The following is a 17,198-nucleotide window of genomic DNA, read 5'->3' as shown; positions in this document are numbered from 1 at the left end:
AGTCCTTAAAGCGCGCTGCTATAGTGACACTATAAAACCGTGCGGACAGATTTCAATGCCCTATTACTACTCGTCTAAGTCTTCGGTCAGTAACGAACGGCTGACCAAACCCGCAGCGATTTCACGCAGCGCGATAACAGTCGGCTTGTCGTTTTCTGGCGGAACCATTGGCTCTGCACCTTTGGTGGCAATCTGGCGCGCGCGCTTGGTAGCCAGCATCACCAGCTGAAAGCGGTTATCAACGTGTTCAAGACAATCTTCAACGGTAACTCGTGCCATGATTTCCCCGACAAATAGAATGACTAATTTTGCAGACCAGCCAGTGTACTGCCAGGCGATCAATTTGTATACCGTAAAAGCCCTTACCCGTGCAGCCCGCGATGATTGCAAAGCCCGGCCAAAAGCGCAGCATGGCGCTGCTGCTGCACGTTCATACGCAAACGCTGACCGCGAACAATGGCTAGCAAATCCGCCAGGGCATGGTCGAAATCGTCATTAACAACAAGATAATCAAACTCGACGGCATGGCTACACTCATCTTCAGCCTCCGCCAAACGCCTCTCAACCACCTCCACGCTGTCGGTCCCACGGCCAATCAGGCGCTGCCGCAGTGTTTCGGCAGACGGCGGCACAATAAAAACACTCACACAATCTGGTTGCAAGCGCCGAACCTGCTGGGCTCCCTGCCAGTCAATTTCCAGCACGACATCACGCCCCGCCATAAGAGCCTGGCGCACCCATGACTTCGACGTACCGTAGTAGTTGCCGAACACGTCTGCGTGTTCCAGGAAATCCCCGCCACCAATCATAAGCTCGAATTCGCTGCGGCTGACAAAATGATAGTTCACGCCATCCTGCTCACCGCTGCGCATCGCGCGGGTCGCGTGTGATACCGACACCCCAAGCTTTTCATCGTGCTTCAGCATTTGCGCTACAAGGCTGGTTTTACCGGCCCCGGAGGGGGCAGAAATAATAAACAGGGTGCCCTGCTCTCCGGCATGACTCATGCAAATAACTCCCAGTCTGAAATGGCGGCCCGTCAGCAGAACCATTAAAACGAAATTATACGGCCTTTGACCCGGCACCGCACCCCAGCGCACCCGAACTGCTGCTACTGGCGCAATCAAGTCACCTCAGTTTCACCGCGCATCGCCGGCTTTTACAACTCGGCAGACGCCGGCGACGTTCGGCCGTAGAACAGCTGCGACGTCAGGTCGTTCAGGCGCATGTTTTCGTGCTCGCCGTAGGTCAGCACCGAGTTAATACGTGGCAAGCTACCCTTCACCAAGGTAACCCGATGCATGGCACAGTTGCCTTGAAAAAACGCCAAAGTACCCGGCGCAGCGGACTGCACTGTTATTCGGCTGCGATCACCCTGCAACACTTTTGTCACATCGTCGTGTCGCTCATCCTGTTTGGTGCGCAACTCCGGCACGTACTCAAAGTCTCCGCCTTCTTCGGCGCGCTGATACATAACCGTGACGGAGAATTCGCTGCGATCAAAGTGCCAACCCAACTCTTCACCGGGGTGGAAGCGGGTAATCTGTAGCGCGTCCAAGGGGTCGGCGCTGCGGAACAACACCGACTTTTCCAGCACTGCAGCGATAAAACGCGTCAGATCGTCTGACTCGTACAACCGTCGCAGTGGCGCCTGGTCTGGAATCTGATCGTAAGCAATGCCGTGTTTGGCAGAACGTTCCTGATGGGCTAACGGGTGATGCGGTTCGACGCTGTTGTCAAACGCTTCAAAATAGACGTTGTGACGATTGTTGCTGACCCAAGCGCTGCGCTCAAGGCGATTTGCAAGCTGCACCATTTCGGCAACCGCAATCGGTTGTAAAAAACCCGGTAAGGTGCAACAGCCGTCTTGCGCCAGCACGCAGCGACAGTTATTTATTAATGCCCGACCTTCGTCACTGTCCAGCCGGTGTATCGGATAGCGGGTCAGATCGACAACATCGGCATAGGTGGGCAAAGTGTCGCTTACGGTGTGTAACATACTCTGACCCTTTCCTTATTTGAACCACGGCGAAACAACAGGGTATAAACACCCTACTATCGGCTTATCTTTTCGGTTGCTGCGAAATAATGCCGCCTTCGGTAAAAAATACCAAGAACGTATCAGCAACCCGACTGACGCAACGCAACGTAAAACAACTTCGGGATTGCATGGCATTACTCCACATCATTTTAATGTGAGCATTACATCCAAAGTATGCGGAACACGCACGATATGACACCTCAGCAAGCACTGATCAACGTGGTCTGGTTCAAACGCGACCTTAGGCTGACAGACCACTCACCTCTGCACGTGGCCTGCCAATCGGGGCTGCCAATATTACTGCTGTACGTAGTGGAACCGTCACAGCGGCAGAACCCGCACCTTAGCCTGCGCCATTGGCGCTTTATCATTGAGTCGATCAGCGATATGAACAACCAGCTCAAACGCGCTGGTTGTGAGGCCGGCGTTACGCTGGTACACGGCGAATGCGTTGAGGCGCTGGAACAACTGCAACAACATCACCGTATTCACACCCTGTTCAGCCATGAAGAAACCGGCGATGCCAGCACCTTTGAACGCGACCAAAAGATAACACACTGGTGCCAGCAGCAGGGCGCACACTGGCAGGAATTCGCCACCAACGCGGTGATTCGAGGAGCGTTTAACCGCGATGGCTGGGACCGCCACTGGCAACAGGTAATAGGCGCCCCGCAGCAAAATGCTGACCTGCGGCAGCTTCGCGTTATACGCCTTACAGCCCTGCCCGACTGGCAGCCTCCCCACGAATGGCAGCGCCCCGATTCGCAGTTTCAAGCGGGCGGAGAGCTCGCCGCAAACCAGTGGATGGATAGCTTTTTCAACGCTCGGGGCCAATTTTACAGTGGCTCGGTATCTAGCCCCATTGCAAGTCGCACCCATTGTTCGCGGCTTTCACCCTATTTCGCCTTTGGCAATCTCAGCCTGCGCCAGGCCTATCAGACGTATCGCGCCAACCGACAAACCCCGGGCTGGGACCGATCACTGCGAGCTTTTGCCTCGCGGCTGCACTGGCACTGCCATTTCATTCAGAAATTTGAAAGCGAATGCGCCATGGAGCAGCGGCCCGTGAATCGTGGCTATCTGGCTTACCCCTACCGCACAGATGATGGCGTAAACGCCGACCTGGCAGCCTGGCAAGACGGCCGCACCGGCTACCCGCTGGTCGATGCCTGTATGCGCTGCCTGCACGCTACCGGCTACATCAACTTTCGCATGCGCGCCATGCTGGTGAGTTTTTTGTGCCATTTACTGAATATCGACTGGCGGCGGGGCGTACATCACTTGGCGCGGCTGTTTCTGGATTACGAACCGGGTATTCATTATTCGCAATTTCAGATGCAGGCTGGGGTCACGGGCATTAACACCATCCGGATTTATAACCCGGTACTGCAGTCGCAAGAGCAAGACCCAAAGGGCACATTTATTCGTCAATGGGTACCGGAGTTGGCAGAGCTGCCAGATACTTTATTGCATAAGCCTTGGTTACTGACGCCGATGGAAGAACAGATGTTCGGCCTGCACATTGGTGACCACTACCCGGCACCGCTGTTCGAACTCGCACCGGCATCTGCTGCTGCTAGAGATCGCTTGTGGGATTGGCGCAGCAGGCCGGACGTAAAACAGGAAGCCGAGCGGGTATTACAACGCCACGTAAATGCCCCCGGCAGTAACAACTTCCATCAAAGAAGACGCTAATGACCGCCAAAAAACCTCTGCCGCAAAAAACCTGCCCCACCTGCGACCGCCCGTTCCACTGGCGTAAAAAGTGGCAAAGCTGCTGGGAACACGTAGTGCATTGTTCAGAACGCTGCCGACGTAATCGTAATCGGGGTAAAACCGGCTAAAAAGCAAACCAAAGGCGTTCTAATTCGGCGGGTCTGCCCGCTCGGCGCTGGTGGTGTTCACGCGAAACCAGCCGGCTATGGCGTAGCGGTCTCGCTTGGCAGGAAGGACTTCGTGGGGAAACTCTTCACTAAGGAAGGCCACGAAGGTGCCCATGTTGGGAGTTACTTTCAGCACGTTCTGACTCCGTTCGCCGTGATGGCTATGATCGCTGTGATAAAGAGCCAACTCGCCGCCATCGTCCGGCATCCAGTCCGGATTCAGGTACAGCACCACCGACAACACCCGGTTTGACTGCCCTTTGAAAGCATCCAGGTGCTTCTTATAAAAGTCACCCGGCGCATAGTGCGAAAAATGACTTTCAAAAGAGAATAAACCGAGAAACAAACGGCGATTAAGATATTGCTGCAACTCGGCCGCCCAGTTCAGCCAATTCTCGCCCACAACCGTTTCGCGCTCGATCCAGCTTATGGTGTCACTTCGAATAAAATTGTTGACCATATGAGCTCGCTGCCGCCCTACGCCCGCGGGATCAAACTGATGGCTGGGCGTACTGCGCAGCTGTTGCCAAAGCCCGTCTAACAGGTTTGTGGGTACAGCGTTGGGTTTGATGCTGTAGCCTTTTTCCAGCAAGTCTGCCGCAATAGCCTCAAAAACGTGCCGACTATCACCTGTGCCACAGTCATCACCAACTTGAACCAGTGCACCCATGCGCTCATTCCCCGCTGCAATAGACCAAGCTTACTTCATGCTTTATTGCTAACCGCAAGCCAAAGGAACATCACTCTATATTCTGAACCTGCTCGCGCAGCTGCTCAATCCACACTTTCAGGTCCACCGCGGCGCGGGTCAGGCCTGCGTCAATGCTTTTGCTGCTCAAGGTATTGGCTTCGCGATTCAGTTCCTGCATCAGGAAATCCAGGCGTCGGCCGACGGCGTCTTCACTGGCCAGGGTATCGCGTACTTCAGCCACGTGGGCGTCCAGCCGATCCAGTTCTTCGGCAACATCGCTTTTTTGCGCCAACATCACCATTTCCTGAGCTATGCGTTCCGAATCGAGCTCTATTTTGGCTTTTTCAAAACGCTCGCGCAGCTGTTGCTCTTGAGCCTCAAGCAGCTGAGGCATACGTTCACGCACGTCAGCCACTTGGGCGTGTATGGCGACCAGACGCTGTTCCAAAATAGCCAGCAAGCGCTCGCCTTCACGTGTTCGTGCCGCCACCAGTTCGTTTACGGTTTGCTCAAACAAGCTGGTCGCTGCGGCTTTGGCCTCGGTGTAATCCTGCTCGGGCGTTGCCATAACACCCGGCCAGCGCAATATGTCCAGCGCACTGATATGGGCAGGGTTGTCCAGAATCCGGCTAATACGTTTGGCCGCGTCGTTCAGCGCTTGGGTTAGCGGCACGTCGATAGCGAAGCTGTGTTGGACCTGGTCGCTGGCGTGCAGCCGAAGACTGACGTCTACCTTGCCGCGCTTCAATTGTTTGCGCAGCTGTTCGCGAAAATCGTTTTCCAGCCCTCGCAGGCACTCCGGCAAGCGAAATGACGGCTCCAGGTAGCGATGGTTAACGGTGCGAATTTCGCAGGTGAGTACACCCCAGTCGCCACGAGTTTCCTGGCGCGCAAAGGCAGTCATACTTCGAATCATGATAACTCCAGCATCGTTTTATCGGCCTGATCAGCCAGGCTTTTACAGAGTCTATCAGGCTAGAGCGCCGAGCAGCGAACCGCAGTAAGCGGATTCCGCGGCGGCGCCACGCTGCTTGGGTCTGGCGGGTCGGAAGCCGGCACGGCCGTGCTATACTTCGCGCCCATTCATTTACACCAGCGGGCCTGCGGCCCAGACACGCTGATCATTAACCAATCAGGAATCTTTTATATGCGACCCAGTGGCAGAACCCCCGAACAACCCAGAGACATTCGCATTACCCGTAACTACACCCGTCACGCCGAAGGCTCTGTGCTGATCGAGTTCGGCGACACCAAGGTGATTTGTACGGCATCGGTGGAAAACAAGGTGCCGCCGTTCTTGCGCGGCGAAGGTCAGGGCTGGATTACCGCGGAGTACGGTATGCTGCCCCGCTCTACCAATAGCCGTATGGGGCGCGAAGCAGCCCGCGGCAAACAAGGTGGCCGCACGGTTGAAATTCAGCGCCTGATTGGCCGTTCGCTGCGCGCTGCGGTGGACTTAAAGGCACTGGGCGAGCACACCATCACCATCGACTGCGATGTTATTCAAGCCGACGGCGGCACCCGCACGGCCGCCATTACCGGTGGCTGCGTAGCGCTGGTAGACGCGCTGAATTTCTTGGTAGCACAAAAGCGCCTGAAGAAATCGCCACTGAAGCAGATGGTTGCCGCGGTATCCGTCGGCGTATTCAAAGGCAAACCGGTTGTGGATCTGGACTATCCGGAGGATTCGGTTGCGGAAACTGACATGAACGTGGTGATGACGGATAAAGGCGGCTTTATCGAAATCCAGGGCACGGCAGAAGGCGCACCTTTTGTTCAGGAAGAACTGGACAGCATGTTGGTGCTGGCAAAAAAGGGTATTGAAACGTTATTCGCGCTGCAAAACGAAGCGCTCAACGGCTAACTCAAAACTCAGGGTGTTGAGGGCCAGAGATTTGGCCCAAACCGGGGACGGATTTTAAATCCGTCCCCTATGTTCAAGGCCAACCTAAAATCCAATTTCAATGTCGTAATCCATCACTACCGGCGCATGATCGGAAAACCGCGTGTCGTCGTCAATCCAGCCATCTTGAATGGTCTTGCGAATACCTGGCGTAGCAATCTGATAATCCACCCGAATACCCGACTGCTTGCGCCAACCTGCAGCCCACTCCGGCCACCAGGTAAACTGATTGCTTTGTTTGTTAATATCCCGGAACGCATCAATGCTGCCCATTTCTTCAAACAGACGGTCTAGCCAGGCCCGCTCGTGAGGCAAAAAACCGGATACGTCCAATTTGTGGTAGCGCGGACTGGCATCGGTGACGTGATGAGCGCTTTGCAGGTTGGCACACACAATAAACTGCCGGCGTTTACGCAGGGTTTTTTGCATGTGTACGCCAAACGCGTCCATAAAATCGTCTTTACGATCCAGAACGGTCAGGTCATCCCCACCAATCGGGTCGTCTTCCAGACCAAGGGCACAGGGCGCCAGCACGCAGGCTACGGAGACCTTGTCGAAATCGGCTTGGATAAACCGGCCTTCGCGGTCAGCTTGCTCATTCGCAAAGCCATACATGATGGCTTTGGGGAAGTGACGAGTGTAAATTCCAACACCGCCATCTTCATTGTTTTCGCCGTCAATAAAATAGGCTTCATAGCCTTCTGGCACCAGCTGGCGGTCTTCAACCTCGTAGGCGCGCATGCGATGGTCCTGAACGCAGATAACGTCGGCATCCTGCCCTGCTATCCAGTCAAAAAAACCTTTTCCAACAGCCTGTTCAAGACCGTTGACGCTGATTGATACTACCCGCATACGTATTCCCTGATTCGGTTTGTGTGTATGATACCGATTTTGAGCAGATTTTAAAGACCAACAGCCCTAGAAGCCGCGCTATGCATGACTACCAGAAAAATTTTATCGAGTTCGCCATACAGCGCAATGTACTGCGTTTTGGCAAATTTACACTCAAATCCGGTCGCATCAGCCCCTACTTTTTTAACGCGGGCCTGTTCAATACCGGTAATGATCTTCTACAGTTAAGCCAAGCCTACGCAGCAGCCATTGAACGCAGTGCTCTGAATTATGACATTATTTTCGGGCCCGCCTATAAGGGCATTCCGTTGGCTACCGTAACGGCTATGGCGTTAGCAAAAGCGGGTAACAATAAACCTTTTGCCTTTAACCGTAAGGAAAAGAAAGATCACGGTGAAGGCGGAAGCATCGTCGGTGCACCACTGAACGGTAGGGTATTGATTATAGATGATGTCATTACCGCCGGCACCGCTATTCGCGAAGCAATTGAGATCATCCATCAGGCCGGTGCCAAACCGGCCGGGGTATTGATCGCACTGGACCGCCAGGAAAAAGGCAAAGGCAAATTGTCTGCCATCCAGGAAGTAGAACAGCAATTCGGCATACCCGTGGTCAGCATTATCGGGCTTGACCAGGTACTGGACTACATCAGTCGCAACCCCGCTTTCGGCCAACACGCTGATGCGGTGACGCGCTACCGGGAATCTTACGGAGTTTAACGAATGGCAAAACACTTGACCGCTTCACTCCTCATGTTCAGCCTGATTGGCACCAGTGCCATCAGTGCCACTTCGGTCCACGCCGGCATGTACCGGTATACGGATGAAAACGGCCAGGTGGTCATTGGCAGCAGCGTTCCACAGGAAGCAACGCAACGCGGCTATGACATTCTTAACAACAATGGGCGTGTCGTTACCATTATTGCGCCCGCCCCAACGGAACAGGAACTGGCCGAACGCAGCGCCGAGCAACAACGCCAAGACGCCCTCGATGTCCAACGCGAACAAGACCGAAAACTGCTGAAACGCTTCAGTCACCCAGATCAGGCGCGCAGCGCCATGAACCGGAAAGTTCGCGAGCTGGAAGGGCTGATCCGTCTGAAAAAAGGCAATATTACCGTCATCTCCGGGCAGTTAAACGCTGAACAGAGCCGCGCCGCCGATCTGGAACGCTCCGGGCGACAGATTCCCGAGGCGACTCTGGAGAAAATGCGGCGGTTGGAGACGCAGATACTGGATATTGAACAGGAAATTAAAACCCAGACCCAACACATTCAGACCCAACAGGACATTTACGAAATAGATATTCGCCGGCTGCAACAATTGACCGACAAAAAAAAGGAAGACTAAATCAGTCTCCCTTTTTTATTGGCATTCGCCGATTTCAGCCAACCCACACTCTTGGTGAGTTTACGGGCCGTTGAACGCGATCAGACAGCGGCTGTGTTCTCAGTTTTCGCGTCGCTGGGTTTGGCCGGCTCAGCTTCTTCCGCTTTTACTTCTTTGCTATCTTCGGCCTTTTCAGCCTTGGCAGCAGCTGCAGGAGCGGCTTTGGCTTTCTTAGGGCTGCTCTTGCGCGCCGGTTTGGTAGGCTCAACCGCTGTTTTTACGTCTTCTGCGGTTGCAGCAACATCGATTGCGCCTTCTTCTACGACATCAGCGCTTTCAGCGACTTGCTTTTCAACGCGTGAGATCAGCTGAGAGGTGAACTCACCAACCATGCCGTTCAATTCACGCAGTTGGTCAAATGCGTTTTCGCTGTAACCGTAGTAGCTCTTACGCAAGGATTTTACGCTGTGAGTGCGAGCGCTTTCTTCAAGTTTTTCAGCCATATCGAAAGGCTTGGCAGACAAACGCTTCTGCTGCTTTTCAGCGGCGTCGATACCTTTGTTAACCATATCCTGAAGCTGTTGCTGATAAGTGGTGAGTACACCCATGGTAATTCTCCTGTGCTGCGCTTTTTGATCAAAAGTGTTTTCGATCGATGGGTGCAGGTTAAGGAGAAAAGTTAGAGTGTTCACACTAAAACCAAACATCGTTTACAAATTATTCTGCCAGCCCGGTTAACAACGCATTCATCACTACCAGCGGAATAGCACCCAGCTTGGCACCAGCATGCCGGATTCACTTTCACGGGCCCAGCCACCGTCGGCAGGCACCAGGTAGTATTCCGGCCCTATCTCTGGCACAACCTTTATTTCCATCACCTGGCCGTTCACCCGGTACTCGTAATACACCTCTTTTTCGCCGCTGCGGATAACAATCTGGGTGCCAGCGTTAGACGGCTGATAATCCGAGATGATCACCGGCTGTTTTGGTGTTTCCACAACGGTGTCGTCTAGATTGCCGGCTTCCTGAGCAATAACGGTCGCAACCGGCCAGGCCAGCAACACGAGTGGTAAAATGATTCTTTTCATATTCGTGACACCCTTTTGATCATTTGTTTACGGTGCATTTGTTACTATTAAGGTTACACAAGGCAACCCATGCTTCAACACGATTGCAGGCCCAGGCAGCTATGACTGAACAACACACTCCACCCGTGGTTCTTGTAGACGGTTCCTCTTATCTTTTCCGCGCTTACCACGCACTTCCTCCACTCATGACCAGCAAAAACCACCCAACCGGGGCCATCAAGGGCGTTATTGCCATGATACGCCGGATAGATCTGGATTTCCCCGGCTCCAAAATTGTGGTGGTGTTCGATGCCAAGGGCAAAACCTTCCGCAACGACCTTTACGCAGATTACAAAGCAAACCGTCCGCCGATGCCTGAAGACCTGGCTTTGCAAATTGAGCCCATTCACCAGATTGTCAGACACATGGGCCTGCCACTGCTGATTGTGGATGGCGTGGAAGCCGATGACGTGATTGGCACCCTGGCCCACGAGGCCACCAGCAAAGGCATAGATGTCGTAGTGTCCACGGGAGATAAAGACATGGCGCAGCTGGTAAGCCCACACGTGACCCTGATCAATACCATGACCAACACTCACATGGACGCCGCCGGCGTTGAAGAAAAGTTCGGCGTAACACCGGCACAGATCATCGATTACCTGGCCTTGGTGGGCGACAAAGTCGATAACATACCCGGCGTAAACAAATGCGGCCCGAAAACCGCGGTAAAGTGGCTGCAGGAATACCGCGACATTGACAATCTGATGGCCAACGCCGATAAGGTCAAAGGCAAGGTTGGGGAATACCTTCGGGATGCCAGGGAAACCCTACCCCTGAGCCGGACACTAGCCACCATCAAACTGGACGTAGAACTGGCGTTCGGGCTGGAAGATCTTCAGGAACGGGAGCAGAACAACAGCGCCCTGCTTGAGCTGTTCCGCGAATACGAATTGCGCAGCTGGATAAACGAGCTTGAAAGCCTAGGCGACCAAACAAAAGGCCCTGCCGCTGCGCAATCCGGTGCTGACCCAGGTACATCTGATCAAAGCGAGTCAGATCAAAGCGCGTCTAATCAGAGCGCCGCACATCAAAGCAGCCCGCCTGAACCCGCTCAGTCCCGCGACAAGCACTACAGCATTATTACCGACCAGGCAGAACTGGATGAATGGGTAGAGCGCCTGAACGCCGCAGAGCTGTTTGCCTTTGACACCGAAACCACCAGCCTGAAATATATGGCTGCAGAGGTGGTTGGCGTTTCATTTGCGGTGCAACCGTTTGAAGCGGCCTACGTGCCCTTTTGCCACGACTACATGGGCGCGCCCGAACAGCTGGACCGCGACACGGTACTGGCCCAGCTGAAACCGCTACTGGAGAGCCCCGATCATAAAAAAGTGGGGCAAAATCTGAAGTACGACAAAAACGTGCTGGCCAACCACGACATCTGTCTGGAAGGCATTGCCGAAGACACAATGGTGCAATCCTACGTGCTGAACTCGGTGTCCTCACGCCACAATATGGACGCCTTGGCTCTGCATTATCTGGGCGAGGAAACCACAACTTTTGAATCCCTGGCAGGTAAAGGTGCCAAGCAGCTGACGTTCAACCAGCTGGAGCTTGATAAAGCCGGCCCTTACGCCGCCGAAGACGCCGACATTACCCTTCGATTGCATCAGGCACTGCGCCCGCAACTAGCCGCCACCGGTAAGCTGCAGTCGGTGTATGAAGACATTGATTTGCCCTTGGTACCCGTGCTGTCGCGCATGGAGCAAAGGGGCACGCTAATCAGTGCCAGCACCCTACGCCAGCACAGCCAGGAACTGGCTGAACGCATGGCCGAACTGGAAACGGCCGCTTATGAAGCTGCCGGGGAGACCTTCAACCTTGGCTCGCCAAAACAGCTGCAGGTTATTTTTTATGAAAAGCTGGGTTTGCCAGTTCTCAAAAAAACGCCCAAAGGTGCGCCCTCAACGGCCGAACCGGTGCTGCAGGAACTGGCCCACCGCCACGAACTGCCAAGGCTTTTGCTGGAACACCGCAGCCTGAGCAAGCTCAAATCCACCTACACAGACACCCTGCCAGAGCTGATCCACCATCGCACCGGACGCGTGCACACGTCTTACCATCAAGCAGTCACGGCCACCGGGCGCCTGTCATCGTCAGAGCCCAATCTGCAGAACATACCCATTCGCAGCGAGCAAGGCCGACGCATTCGCCAGGCGTTTGTCGCCGAGAAAGGCTACAAGCTGCTAGCAGCAGACTACTCCCAGATTGAACTGCGCATTATGGCGCACCTGTCGGAAGACAAAGGCCTGCTAACCGCGTTTGCCAAGGGCGAAGACATTCACAAAGCCACCGCAGCGGAAGTGTTCGGGGTAACACTGGAAGAAGTAAACAGCGACCAGCGGCGTAGCGCTAAAGCCATCAACTTCGGACTGATTTACGGCATGTCGGCGTTTGGCCTGGCGCGGCAACTGGATATCGAGCGTAAAGTAGCCCAGCAATACATCGACCGCTACTTTGAGCGTTACCCCGGCGTATTGACATACATGGACAAGATTCGCAAACAGGCCCATGAAGACGGCTACGTGGAAACTCTGTTTGGCCGGCGCTTGTACCTGCCTGAGATCAACACCCGCAACAAGCAACTGCAGCAAGCAGCCGAGCGCACCGCGATTAACGCGCCCATGCAAGGTACCGCTGCCGACATTATCAAGCTCGCGATGATTGAAGTGGAGCGCTGGCTGCTGGCCGAATACCCGGACAGCGCCCGCATGACCATGCAGGTGCACGACGAACTGATCGTCGAAGTAAAAGAAGAAGTGGTAGAAGCAGTGCGCGAAGGACTGATCAAGCGCATGTCGGGCGCTGCGGAACTCGCTGTGCCCTTGCTGGTAGAGGCTGGCGTGGGTGATAACTGGGACCAAGCACACTAGTACTCTTTCTGGCTAACTAGTAAACCTACCGAGCCTCAAAAGGGGGCTTCTCCCTGAAAGCTCCCCCAGCCGGGGGAGCTACAATAGACAACCCAGCTTGGGGCATTTTCAGCCGCTCGCGCACTGAAATTGTGCGCATTTGCATCGTAAAACTTTACAAACCCCCGCTCTTCCGCACTCAACCCCCCGCCTTGGCCTCAGACTCCGGAATGGCACGAAATTCGCTGCCTCTTTCAAGTCGATCGTCGCCTGCTCACCATCGCACCGGTGGCGCCCATGTTGTGACACCCATAACGGTACCTGAAAATGACATCTCTAACCCGTGAGCGCAGCTGGTTACTTGACCGCAACCTGCTAAAACTTGTTTATCAGTGCCGCCGACTAATTAGATCCGAATTTGGAGTACAACTGCATCTGACAGAAGAACACCTAGAGCAGCATTTAGCAGCCTATGCCGGTAAAAGCAGTTCCCAGACGTTAGTCGATACCTGGGAGTGCCTGCTGGCCCAGGTGCCGGAACTGAGAATGAAAACGGAGGAACACTCCAAAAAAATCTATCGGGGAATAGACATTATCGATGACACAGAAGTAGCCAGGATAACGGGAGCAGGCCAAGAAGCGGACCTATCGCGGAAGAAAAAAATTATCTACCGCGGACAGGTACTAGGTTAAACCAGTCTGCTTTTATTTTTTTGAAATCAGTCGTTAAAAGGCTTTACTGACTTGCACCGAGGCACTCCAGGCGTCGAGCTCGTATTCGCCTTTGTAGTTTGAATCGCGCGCGGCCGGATCTTTCTGACTGGGGGCATCATATTGATAAACGAACTCGTCAATCTTTGGATCGTCTGTGAACAACAACGTGCCAACGGCGGCGTCCACCGTCCAGCCGCTTTGCGCGTCTTTCCACTGCGTACCCAGTGTTAGCCAATGACGGTCGGATGAAGGAACGCGGGCGGTTACGAATTCGTCGACCGGCGACTCATCCCACGCGTAGCCAGCCTTGAACGCCCATGTAGGCGTAGCTTGCCAGATTCCACCAACGTTGAACTGCCAGGTATTCTGCCATTTTTCAGTCACGTGACTGAGCGGTTGATCACCTGTACGCCCAAGAGCCTGAGATATCTGGCCACCGTCACCTTCCGTGCTGAACACGTCAAGGCCTTCGAACCGGCTCCAGCGCGCGTAAGTGGCGCCTGCAAGCAGGGTCACTGAATCGTTCAGCTGATGGCGAGCACCTACGGTAATGCTCTCCGGGATAGCCAGCGGCACATTGGCCCCTTCTTTCATCGTGATCGGCACAAATACGCCTGGCGCTTGCGGCTCGGGAAAACCACTTATTTCGGCATCGCCTTTCAACTCGAACTCGGTTCCGGTTTGTGCCGTCAGGCCAAATTGAGTTCGGTCAGATAGTTCATACAAAAAGCCAACGCGAAAGTTAACGGCAATATCATCGCCGTTAACATCAGAATAGGGCGCCCCGTAAGCCGCTTCGTAGTTTTCTGCCAGCATGCGAGCCGTGGCGTCACTAGTTTGCGCTGCAAACCCTGCTCTAATATCTTGAAACTTTGTCAGCCGAGCTTCGGCATACATGATGTTGATGCCCAGGCCCATTGACAGACCTTTGCCATTATTAAGAGCGATAGTAGGGGTAAAAGAAATCGCTGTTAGCTCGGTTTTATCGGCAAAGTAGCGGCCAGAAAAATCGTCATCGTAGTCCGCCGCCAACCCGTAAGGGGCATGGATACCAAAACCCACATCGATAGAGTCATTCACTTCGTGAGTCATAAAAAAGTTGGGCAGCACGGCCAAGCCGGCAATATCGCCACCGCCCGAGCCCTTAACTGGATCGCCTAATGCGTCCGTCGCAATAGTGCTGCCTCTTTTAGCTTCAGCATCAATATCCAGAACAGCCACACCAAATGACATATTGGTGCCTTTTAACTGGCTCATACCCGCCGGGTTAAAAAACACCGTGGATGCGTTCTCCGGATTTGCTACCGCACCCGCATTCGCCACGCCCATCGCGCTGGCGCTCTGCTCGTTAAGGGAAAAACCACCGGCATAGACAGTCGCGGGCGCTGCGATGACAGCCAGAGTGGTCAGGCGGATAGCAAGGGCAAGACGGGTCGATTTCATTTTATTGATGACTCCTGATTATGAACGGCCGGAGTATACTCAGGTGGTTGCGGCCGTCACAATTGCAATTGTCATCAATTGCTTATAACACATTCTTCAATACATTTTTGTGAGTGCTTTAATCCTGCTGAATGGTCAGCTTGTCCACCGAAGACGACAACTTGTCCGCCCCTTGGGCGTCGGTTCCAAGCTTTATCATCAAACGCAAATCGTTGGCTGAATCGGCATGTGCCAGAGCATCTTCATAAGTCACTGAACCTTCGGAATACAGCTCATACAGCGCCTGATCAAAAGTGCGCATGCCAATTTCGTTGGATTTAGCCATCAGATCTTTAAGCTTGTGCACATCGCCCTTGCGAATCAGGTCGGCCGCCAGCGGGGTATTGATCAGCACTTCAATAACCGCTTTCCGGCCCTTGCCGTCTGGCGTGGGCACCAGTTGCTGCGCCACAATGGCACGCAGATTCAGCGACAGGTCCATCCAGATTTGGCCGTGCTGTTCGGGCGGAAAAAACTGGATAATCCGGTCCAGAGCCTGGTTGGCGTTGTTGGCGTGCAGAGTCGCCAGGCACAAGTGACCGGTTTCGGCGAACTGTACCGAATATTCCATGGTCTGGCGGGTTCGCACCTCACCAATCAAAATCACATCTGGCGCCTGGCGCAGGGTGTTTTTCAGCGCCACCTCAAAGCTGTCGGTGTCTATGCCCACTTCGCGCTGGGTCACAATGCAACCCTGATGTTGGTGGATAAACTCAATCGGATCTTCAATAGAAATGATATGGCCGCGGCTGTTGTGGTTGCGGAAGCCAATCATCGCAGCCAACGAGGTAGATTTTCCTGTACCGGTGGCGCCGACAAACATGATCAGCCCGCGCTTGGTCATAGCCAACTCTTTGACGATGTTGGGCAGTGAAAGATCGTCAATTTCCGGTATCTTTACTTCAATACGACGCAGCACCATACCGCACTGATTACGCTGGAAAAACGCACTAACCCGAAAGCGACCAATGCCACGGGCGCTGATGGCAAAGTTGCACTCGTGAGTTTCATCAAACTCAGCGCGTTGCTTGTCGCTCATGGCGCCGTAAACTAACTCGCGAGTCATATCGGGTGTGAGGGCAGTCTTTGTGACAGGCCACACCTTACCGTTCACTTTCATACTGGGCGCAACGCCGGCGGTAATGAACAAGTCCGAGCCGCCTTTCTCAACCATCAGCCGCAGTAGCTTTTCAAATTCCATCTTCATCACCTTTTTGTGGGTGCGCCCACGCGCCCGAGTCGTTTTGTCTCAGCTGGAGAAGATCCTGTCCAGATTAAAAGGCATCGGGCATTTTTGCTTTCAAACGCGCTTGTTCGCGTGAGATAAGACCCTTTTGCAACAGGCGTTCCATACACTGGTCCAGGGTCTGCATGCCCAGCGAGCCGCCCGTCTGTATCGACGAATACATCTGCGCGATTTTGTCTTCACGTATCAAGTTGCGAATAGCCGAGGTGCCAATCATGATTTCGTGGGCAGCAATACGCCCGCCGCCCATTTTCTTCATCAGGGTTTGCGAGATAACCGCCTGTAAGGATTCAGACAACATCGACCGCACCATGGATTTTTCTTGGGCCGGAAACACGTCAACCACCCGGTCAATGGTTTTTGCCGCCGAGGTGGTGTGCAGGGTACCAAATACTAAGTGGCCGGTTTCAGCTGCCGTCAGCGCCAGACGAATCGTTTCAAGGTCTCGCAGTTCACCCACCAAAATAATGTCCGGGTCTTCCCGCAGCGCCGAGCGCAGTGCTTCATTAAAGCCTAGGGTGTCGCGGTGCACTTCGCGCTGGTTAACCAGACACTTTTTTGATTCGTGCACGAACTCAATGGGATCTTCAATGGTCAATATGTGTTCGTAACGGTGGTCGTTGATGTGGTCTACCATGGCCGCCAGCGTGGTCGACTTGCCAGAACCGGTGGGCCCAGTTACCAGAACCAAGCCCCGTGGCACCGCGCAAATGTCTTTGAAGACCTGGCCCATGCCCAGGTCTTCCATGGTCAGCACCTTCGACGGGATGGTCCGGAACACCGCACCGGAACCGCGATTCTGGTTAAAGGCGTTGACCCGGAAGCGGGCAACCCCCGCCACTTCGAACGAGAAGTCGGTTTCCAGGAACTCTTCGTAATCTTTACGCTGCTTATCATTCATGATGTCGTAAATCAGGCCATGCACTTCCTTATGAGGCAAAGGCGGCAGGTTGATACGGCGTACATCACCGTCCACACGAATCATCGGCGGCAAGCCAGCAGAAAGGTGCAAGTCCGACGCACCCTGTTTCGCCGAGAAGGCAAGCAGTTCAGTAATATCCATAGAGTACCCCGGGAGT

Annotated in this window: 18 protein-coding genes; 7 read left to right on the top strand and 11 right to left on the bottom strand. The window is 54.1% G+C overall.

What is annotated here, in order from left to right; genetic code table 11:
• Window positions 1-66 precede the first annotated feature (66 nt).
• The 3 genes from rpoZ to ABA45_RS02855 all read right to left on the bottom strand — a co-directional run bounded on the left by rpoZ (window position 67) and on the right by ABA45_RS02855 (window position 1,999).
• Window positions 67-279, bottom strand: coding sequence for a DNA-directed RNA polymerase subunit omega (gene rpoZ / locus ABA45_RS02865; RefSeq protein ID WP_048388625.1), 213 nt, complete (start codon window positions 277-279; stop codon window positions 67-69).
• Between the two features lie 83 nt (window positions 280-362).
• The gene (gmk, locus tag ABA45_RS02860) at window positions 363-1,007 is read right to left on the bottom strand and encodes a guanylate kinase (protein ID WP_048388623.1); all 645 of its coding nucleotides are present in this window, start codon (window positions 1,005-1,007) and stop codon (window positions 363-365) included.
• A gap of 152 nt (window positions 1,008-1,159) precedes the next feature.
• Window positions 1,160-1,999, bottom strand: coding sequence for a HalD/BesD family halogenase (locus ABA45_RS02855; RefSeq protein WP_048384265.1), 840 nt, complete (start codon window positions 1,997-1,999; stop codon window positions 1,160-1,162).
• 234 nt (window positions 2,000-2,233) lie between these two features.
• Here ABA45_RS02855 and ABA45_RS02850 point away from each other — a divergent pair, with 234 nt between their 5' ends.
• Both ABA45_RS02850 and ABA45_RS18405 read left to right on the top strand, forming a co-directional pair.
• Window positions 2,234-3,736, top strand: a complete 1,503-nt coding sequence (locus ABA45_RS02850; RefSeq protein ID WP_084708266.1) for a cryptochrome/deoxyribodipyrimidine photo-lyase family protein — start codon at window positions 2,234-2,236, stop codon at window positions 3,734-3,736.
• The gene (locus ABA45_RS18405) at window positions 3,736-3,885 is read left to right on the top strand and encodes a DUF2256 domain-containing protein (RefSeq protein ID WP_084708265.1); all 150 of its coding nucleotides are present in this window, start codon (window positions 3,736-3,738) and stop codon (window positions 3,883-3,885) included. The genes ABA45_RS02850 and ABA45_RS18405 overlap by 1 nt, the downstream gene beginning before the upstream one ends.
• A gap of 19 nt (window positions 3,886-3,904) precedes the next feature.
• On the opposite strand, the gene ABA45_RS02845 is transcribed toward ABA45_RS18405, so the two are convergent.
• On the bottom strand, window positions 3,905-4,594 hold the full coding sequence (locus ABA45_RS02845; protein WP_048384263.1) for a 2OG-Fe(II) oxygenase: 690 nt from the start codon (window positions 4,592-4,594) through the stop codon (window positions 3,905-3,907).
• Window positions 4,595-4,664: 70 nt separating this feature from the next.
• Window positions 4,665-5,531 (bottom strand): YicC/YloC family endoribonuclease, encoded by an 867-nt coding sequence (locus tag ABA45_RS02840; protein ID WP_048384262.1) that lies wholly within the window; start codon window positions 5,529-5,531, stop codon window positions 4,665-4,667.
• Window positions 5,532-5,762: 231 nt separating this feature from the next.
• Here ABA45_RS02840 and rph point away from each other — a divergent pair, with 231 nt between their 5' ends.
• Window positions 5,763-6,479, top strand: coding sequence for a ribonuclease PH (gene rph / locus ABA45_RS02835; protein WP_048384261.1), 717 nt, complete (start codon window positions 5,763-5,765; stop codon window positions 6,477-6,479).
• A gap of 84 nt (window positions 6,480-6,563) precedes the next feature.
• On the opposite strand, the gene ABA45_RS02830 is transcribed toward rph, so the two are convergent.
• The gene (locus ABA45_RS02830; protein WP_048384260.1) at window positions 6,564-7,370 is read right to left on the bottom strand and encodes an exodeoxyribonuclease III; all 807 of its coding nucleotides are present in this window, start codon (window positions 7,368-7,370) and stop codon (window positions 6,564-6,566) included.
• Between the two features lie 80 nt (window positions 7,371-7,450).
• On the opposite strand from ABA45_RS02830, the gene pyrE reads away from it, so the two are divergent.
• Window positions 7,451-8,089: an orotate phosphoribosyltransferase gene (gene pyrE / locus ABA45_RS02825; protein ID WP_014869860.1), complete on the top strand. Its 639-nt coding sequence runs from the start codon at window positions 7,451-7,453 to the stop codon at window positions 8,087-8,089.
• A gap of 3 nt (window positions 8,090-8,092) precedes the next feature.
• On the top strand, window positions 8,093-8,719 hold the full coding sequence (locus tag ABA45_RS02820; RefSeq protein WP_048384259.1) for a DUF4124 domain-containing protein: 627 nt from the start codon (window positions 8,093-8,095) through the stop codon (window positions 8,717-8,719).
• Between the two features lie 80 nt (window positions 8,720-8,799).
• On the opposite strand, the gene ABA45_RS02815 is transcribed toward ABA45_RS02820, so the two are convergent.
• Window positions 8,800-9,306 carry a hypothetical protein gene (locus ABA45_RS02815; RefSeq protein WP_048384258.1) on the bottom strand — a complete coding sequence of 169 codons (507 nt, stop codon included), beginning with the start codon at window positions 9,304-9,306 and terminating at the stop codon, window positions 8,800-8,802.
• Window positions 9,307-9,450: 144 nt separating this feature from the next.
• A complete protein-coding gene (locus tag ABA45_RS02810) occupies window positions 9,451-9,786 on the bottom strand; it encodes a DUF2782 domain-containing protein (RefSeq protein WP_014869857.1) in 336 nt (111 codons plus the stop codon).
• A 101-nt stretch (window positions 9,787-9,887) separates the two neighbouring features.
• Between ABA45_RS02810 and polA the strand changes: the two genes are divergently transcribed.
• Together polA and ABA45_RS02800 are read left to right on the top strand one after the other, a co-directional pair.
• Complete coding sequence (gene polA, locus ABA45_RS02805) at window positions 9,888-12,698, top strand: DNA polymerase I (protein WP_048384257.1); 2,811 nt, start codon at window positions 9,888-9,890, stop codon at window positions 12,696-12,698.
• A gap of 306 nt (window positions 12,699-13,004) precedes the next feature.
• On the top strand, window positions 13,005-13,370 hold the full coding sequence (locus ABA45_RS02800) for a hypothetical protein (protein ID WP_048384256.1): 366 nt from the start codon (window positions 13,005-13,007) through the stop codon (window positions 13,368-13,370).
• Between the two features lie 33 nt (window positions 13,371-13,403).
• Here ABA45_RS02800 and ABA45_RS02795 read toward each other — a convergent pair whose 3' ends face one another.
• From ABA45_RS02795 to ABA45_RS02785, 3 genes are all read right to left on the bottom strand, one after another.
• Entirely contained in the window at window positions 13,404-14,834 is a 1,431-nt protein-coding gene (locus ABA45_RS02795; RefSeq protein ID WP_084708264.1) for an OmpP1/FadL family transporter, read from the bottom strand.
• A gap of 118 nt (window positions 14,835-14,952) precedes the next feature.
• The gene (locus ABA45_RS02790; RefSeq protein ID WP_048384255.1) at window positions 14,953-16,074 is read right to left on the bottom strand and encodes a PilT/PilU family type 4a pilus ATPase; all 1,122 of its coding nucleotides are present in this window, start codon (window positions 16,072-16,074) and stop codon (window positions 14,953-14,955) included.
• A gap of 73 nt (window positions 16,075-16,147) precedes the next feature.
• Entirely contained in the window at window positions 16,148-17,182 is a 1,035-nt protein-coding gene (locus tag ABA45_RS02785; protein ID WP_048384254.1) for a type IV pilus twitching motility protein PilT, read from the bottom strand.
• Window positions 17,183-17,198 lie beyond the last annotated feature (16 nt).

Origin of the sequence: Marinobacter psychrophilus (assembly GCF_001043175.1) — a bacterium.
Taxonomy (GTDB): Bacteria; Pseudomonadota; Gammaproteobacteria; order Pseudomonadales; family Oleiphilaceae; genus Marinobacter; species Marinobacter psychrophilus.
This window is presented reverse-complemented; position numbering and strand designations above follow the sequence as displayed.

Excerpts from the sequence above, each read along its gene's own strand:
- rpoZ (WP_048388625.1), bottom strand. The coding sequence starts at position 279 with ATGGCACGAGTTACCGTTGAAGATTGTCTTGAACACGTTGATAACCGC.
- gmk (WP_048388623.1), bottom strand. The coding sequence starts at position 1,007 with ATGAGTCATGCCGGAGAGCAGGGCACCCTGTTTATTATTTCTGCCCCC.
- ABA45_RS02855 (WP_048384265.1), bottom strand. The coding sequence starts at position 1,999 with ATGTTACACACCGTAAGCGACACTTTGCCCACCTATGCCGATGTTGTC.
- ABA45_RS02850 (WP_084708266.1), top strand. The coding sequence starts at position 2,234 with ATGACACCTCAGCAAGCACTGATCAACGTGGTCTGGTTCAAACGCGAC.
- ABA45_RS18405 (WP_084708265.1), top strand. The coding sequence starts at position 3,736 with ATGACCGCCAAAAAACCTCTGCCGCAAAAAACCTGCCCCACCTGCGAC.
- ABA45_RS02845 (WP_048384263.1), bottom strand. The coding sequence starts at position 4,594 with ATGGGTGCACTGGTTCAAGTTGGTGATGACTGTGGCACAGGTGATAGT.
- ABA45_RS02840 (WP_048384262.1), bottom strand. The coding sequence starts at position 5,531 with ATGATTCGAAGTATGACTGCCTTTGCGCGCCAGGAAACTCGTGGCGAC.
- rph (WP_048384261.1), top strand. The coding sequence starts at position 5,763 with ATGCGACCCAGTGGCAGAACCCCCGAACAACCCAGAGACATTCGCATT.
- ABA45_RS02830 (WP_048384260.1), bottom strand. The coding sequence starts at position 7,370 with ATGCGGGTAGTATCAATCAGCGTCAACGGTCTTGAACAGGCTGTTGGA.
- pyrE (WP_014869860.1), top strand. The coding sequence starts at position 7,451 with ATGCATGACTACCAGAAAAATTTTATCGAGTTCGCCATACAGCGCAAT.
- ABA45_RS02820 (WP_048384259.1), top strand. The coding sequence starts at position 8,093 with ATGGCAAAACACTTGACCGCTTCACTCCTCATGTTCAGCCTGATTGGC.
- ABA45_RS02815 (WP_048384258.1), bottom strand. The coding sequence starts at position 9,306 with ATGGGTGTACTCACCACTTATCAGCAACAGCTTCAGGATATGGTTAAC.
- ABA45_RS02810 (WP_014869857.1), bottom strand. The coding sequence starts at position 9,786 with ATGAAAAGAATCATTTTACCACTCGTGTTGCTGGCCTGGCCGGTTGCG.
- polA (WP_048384257.1), top strand. The coding sequence starts at position 9,888 with ATGACTGAACAACACACTCCACCCGTGGTTCTTGTAGACGGTTCCTCT.
- ABA45_RS02800 (WP_048384256.1), top strand. The coding sequence starts at position 13,005 with ATGACATCTCTAACCCGTGAGCGCAGCTGGTTACTTGACCGCAACCTG.
- ABA45_RS02795 (WP_084708264.1), bottom strand. The coding sequence starts at position 14,834 with ATGAAATCGACCCGTCTTGCCCTTGCTATCCGCCTGACCACTCTGGCT.
- ABA45_RS02790 (WP_048384255.1), bottom strand. The coding sequence starts at position 16,074 with ATGGAATTTGAAAAGCTACTGCGGCTGATGGTTGAGAAAGGCGGCTCG.
- ABA45_RS02785 (WP_048384254.1), bottom strand. The coding sequence starts at position 17,182 with ATGGATATTACTGAACTGCTTGCCTTCTCGGCGAAACAGGGTGCGTCG.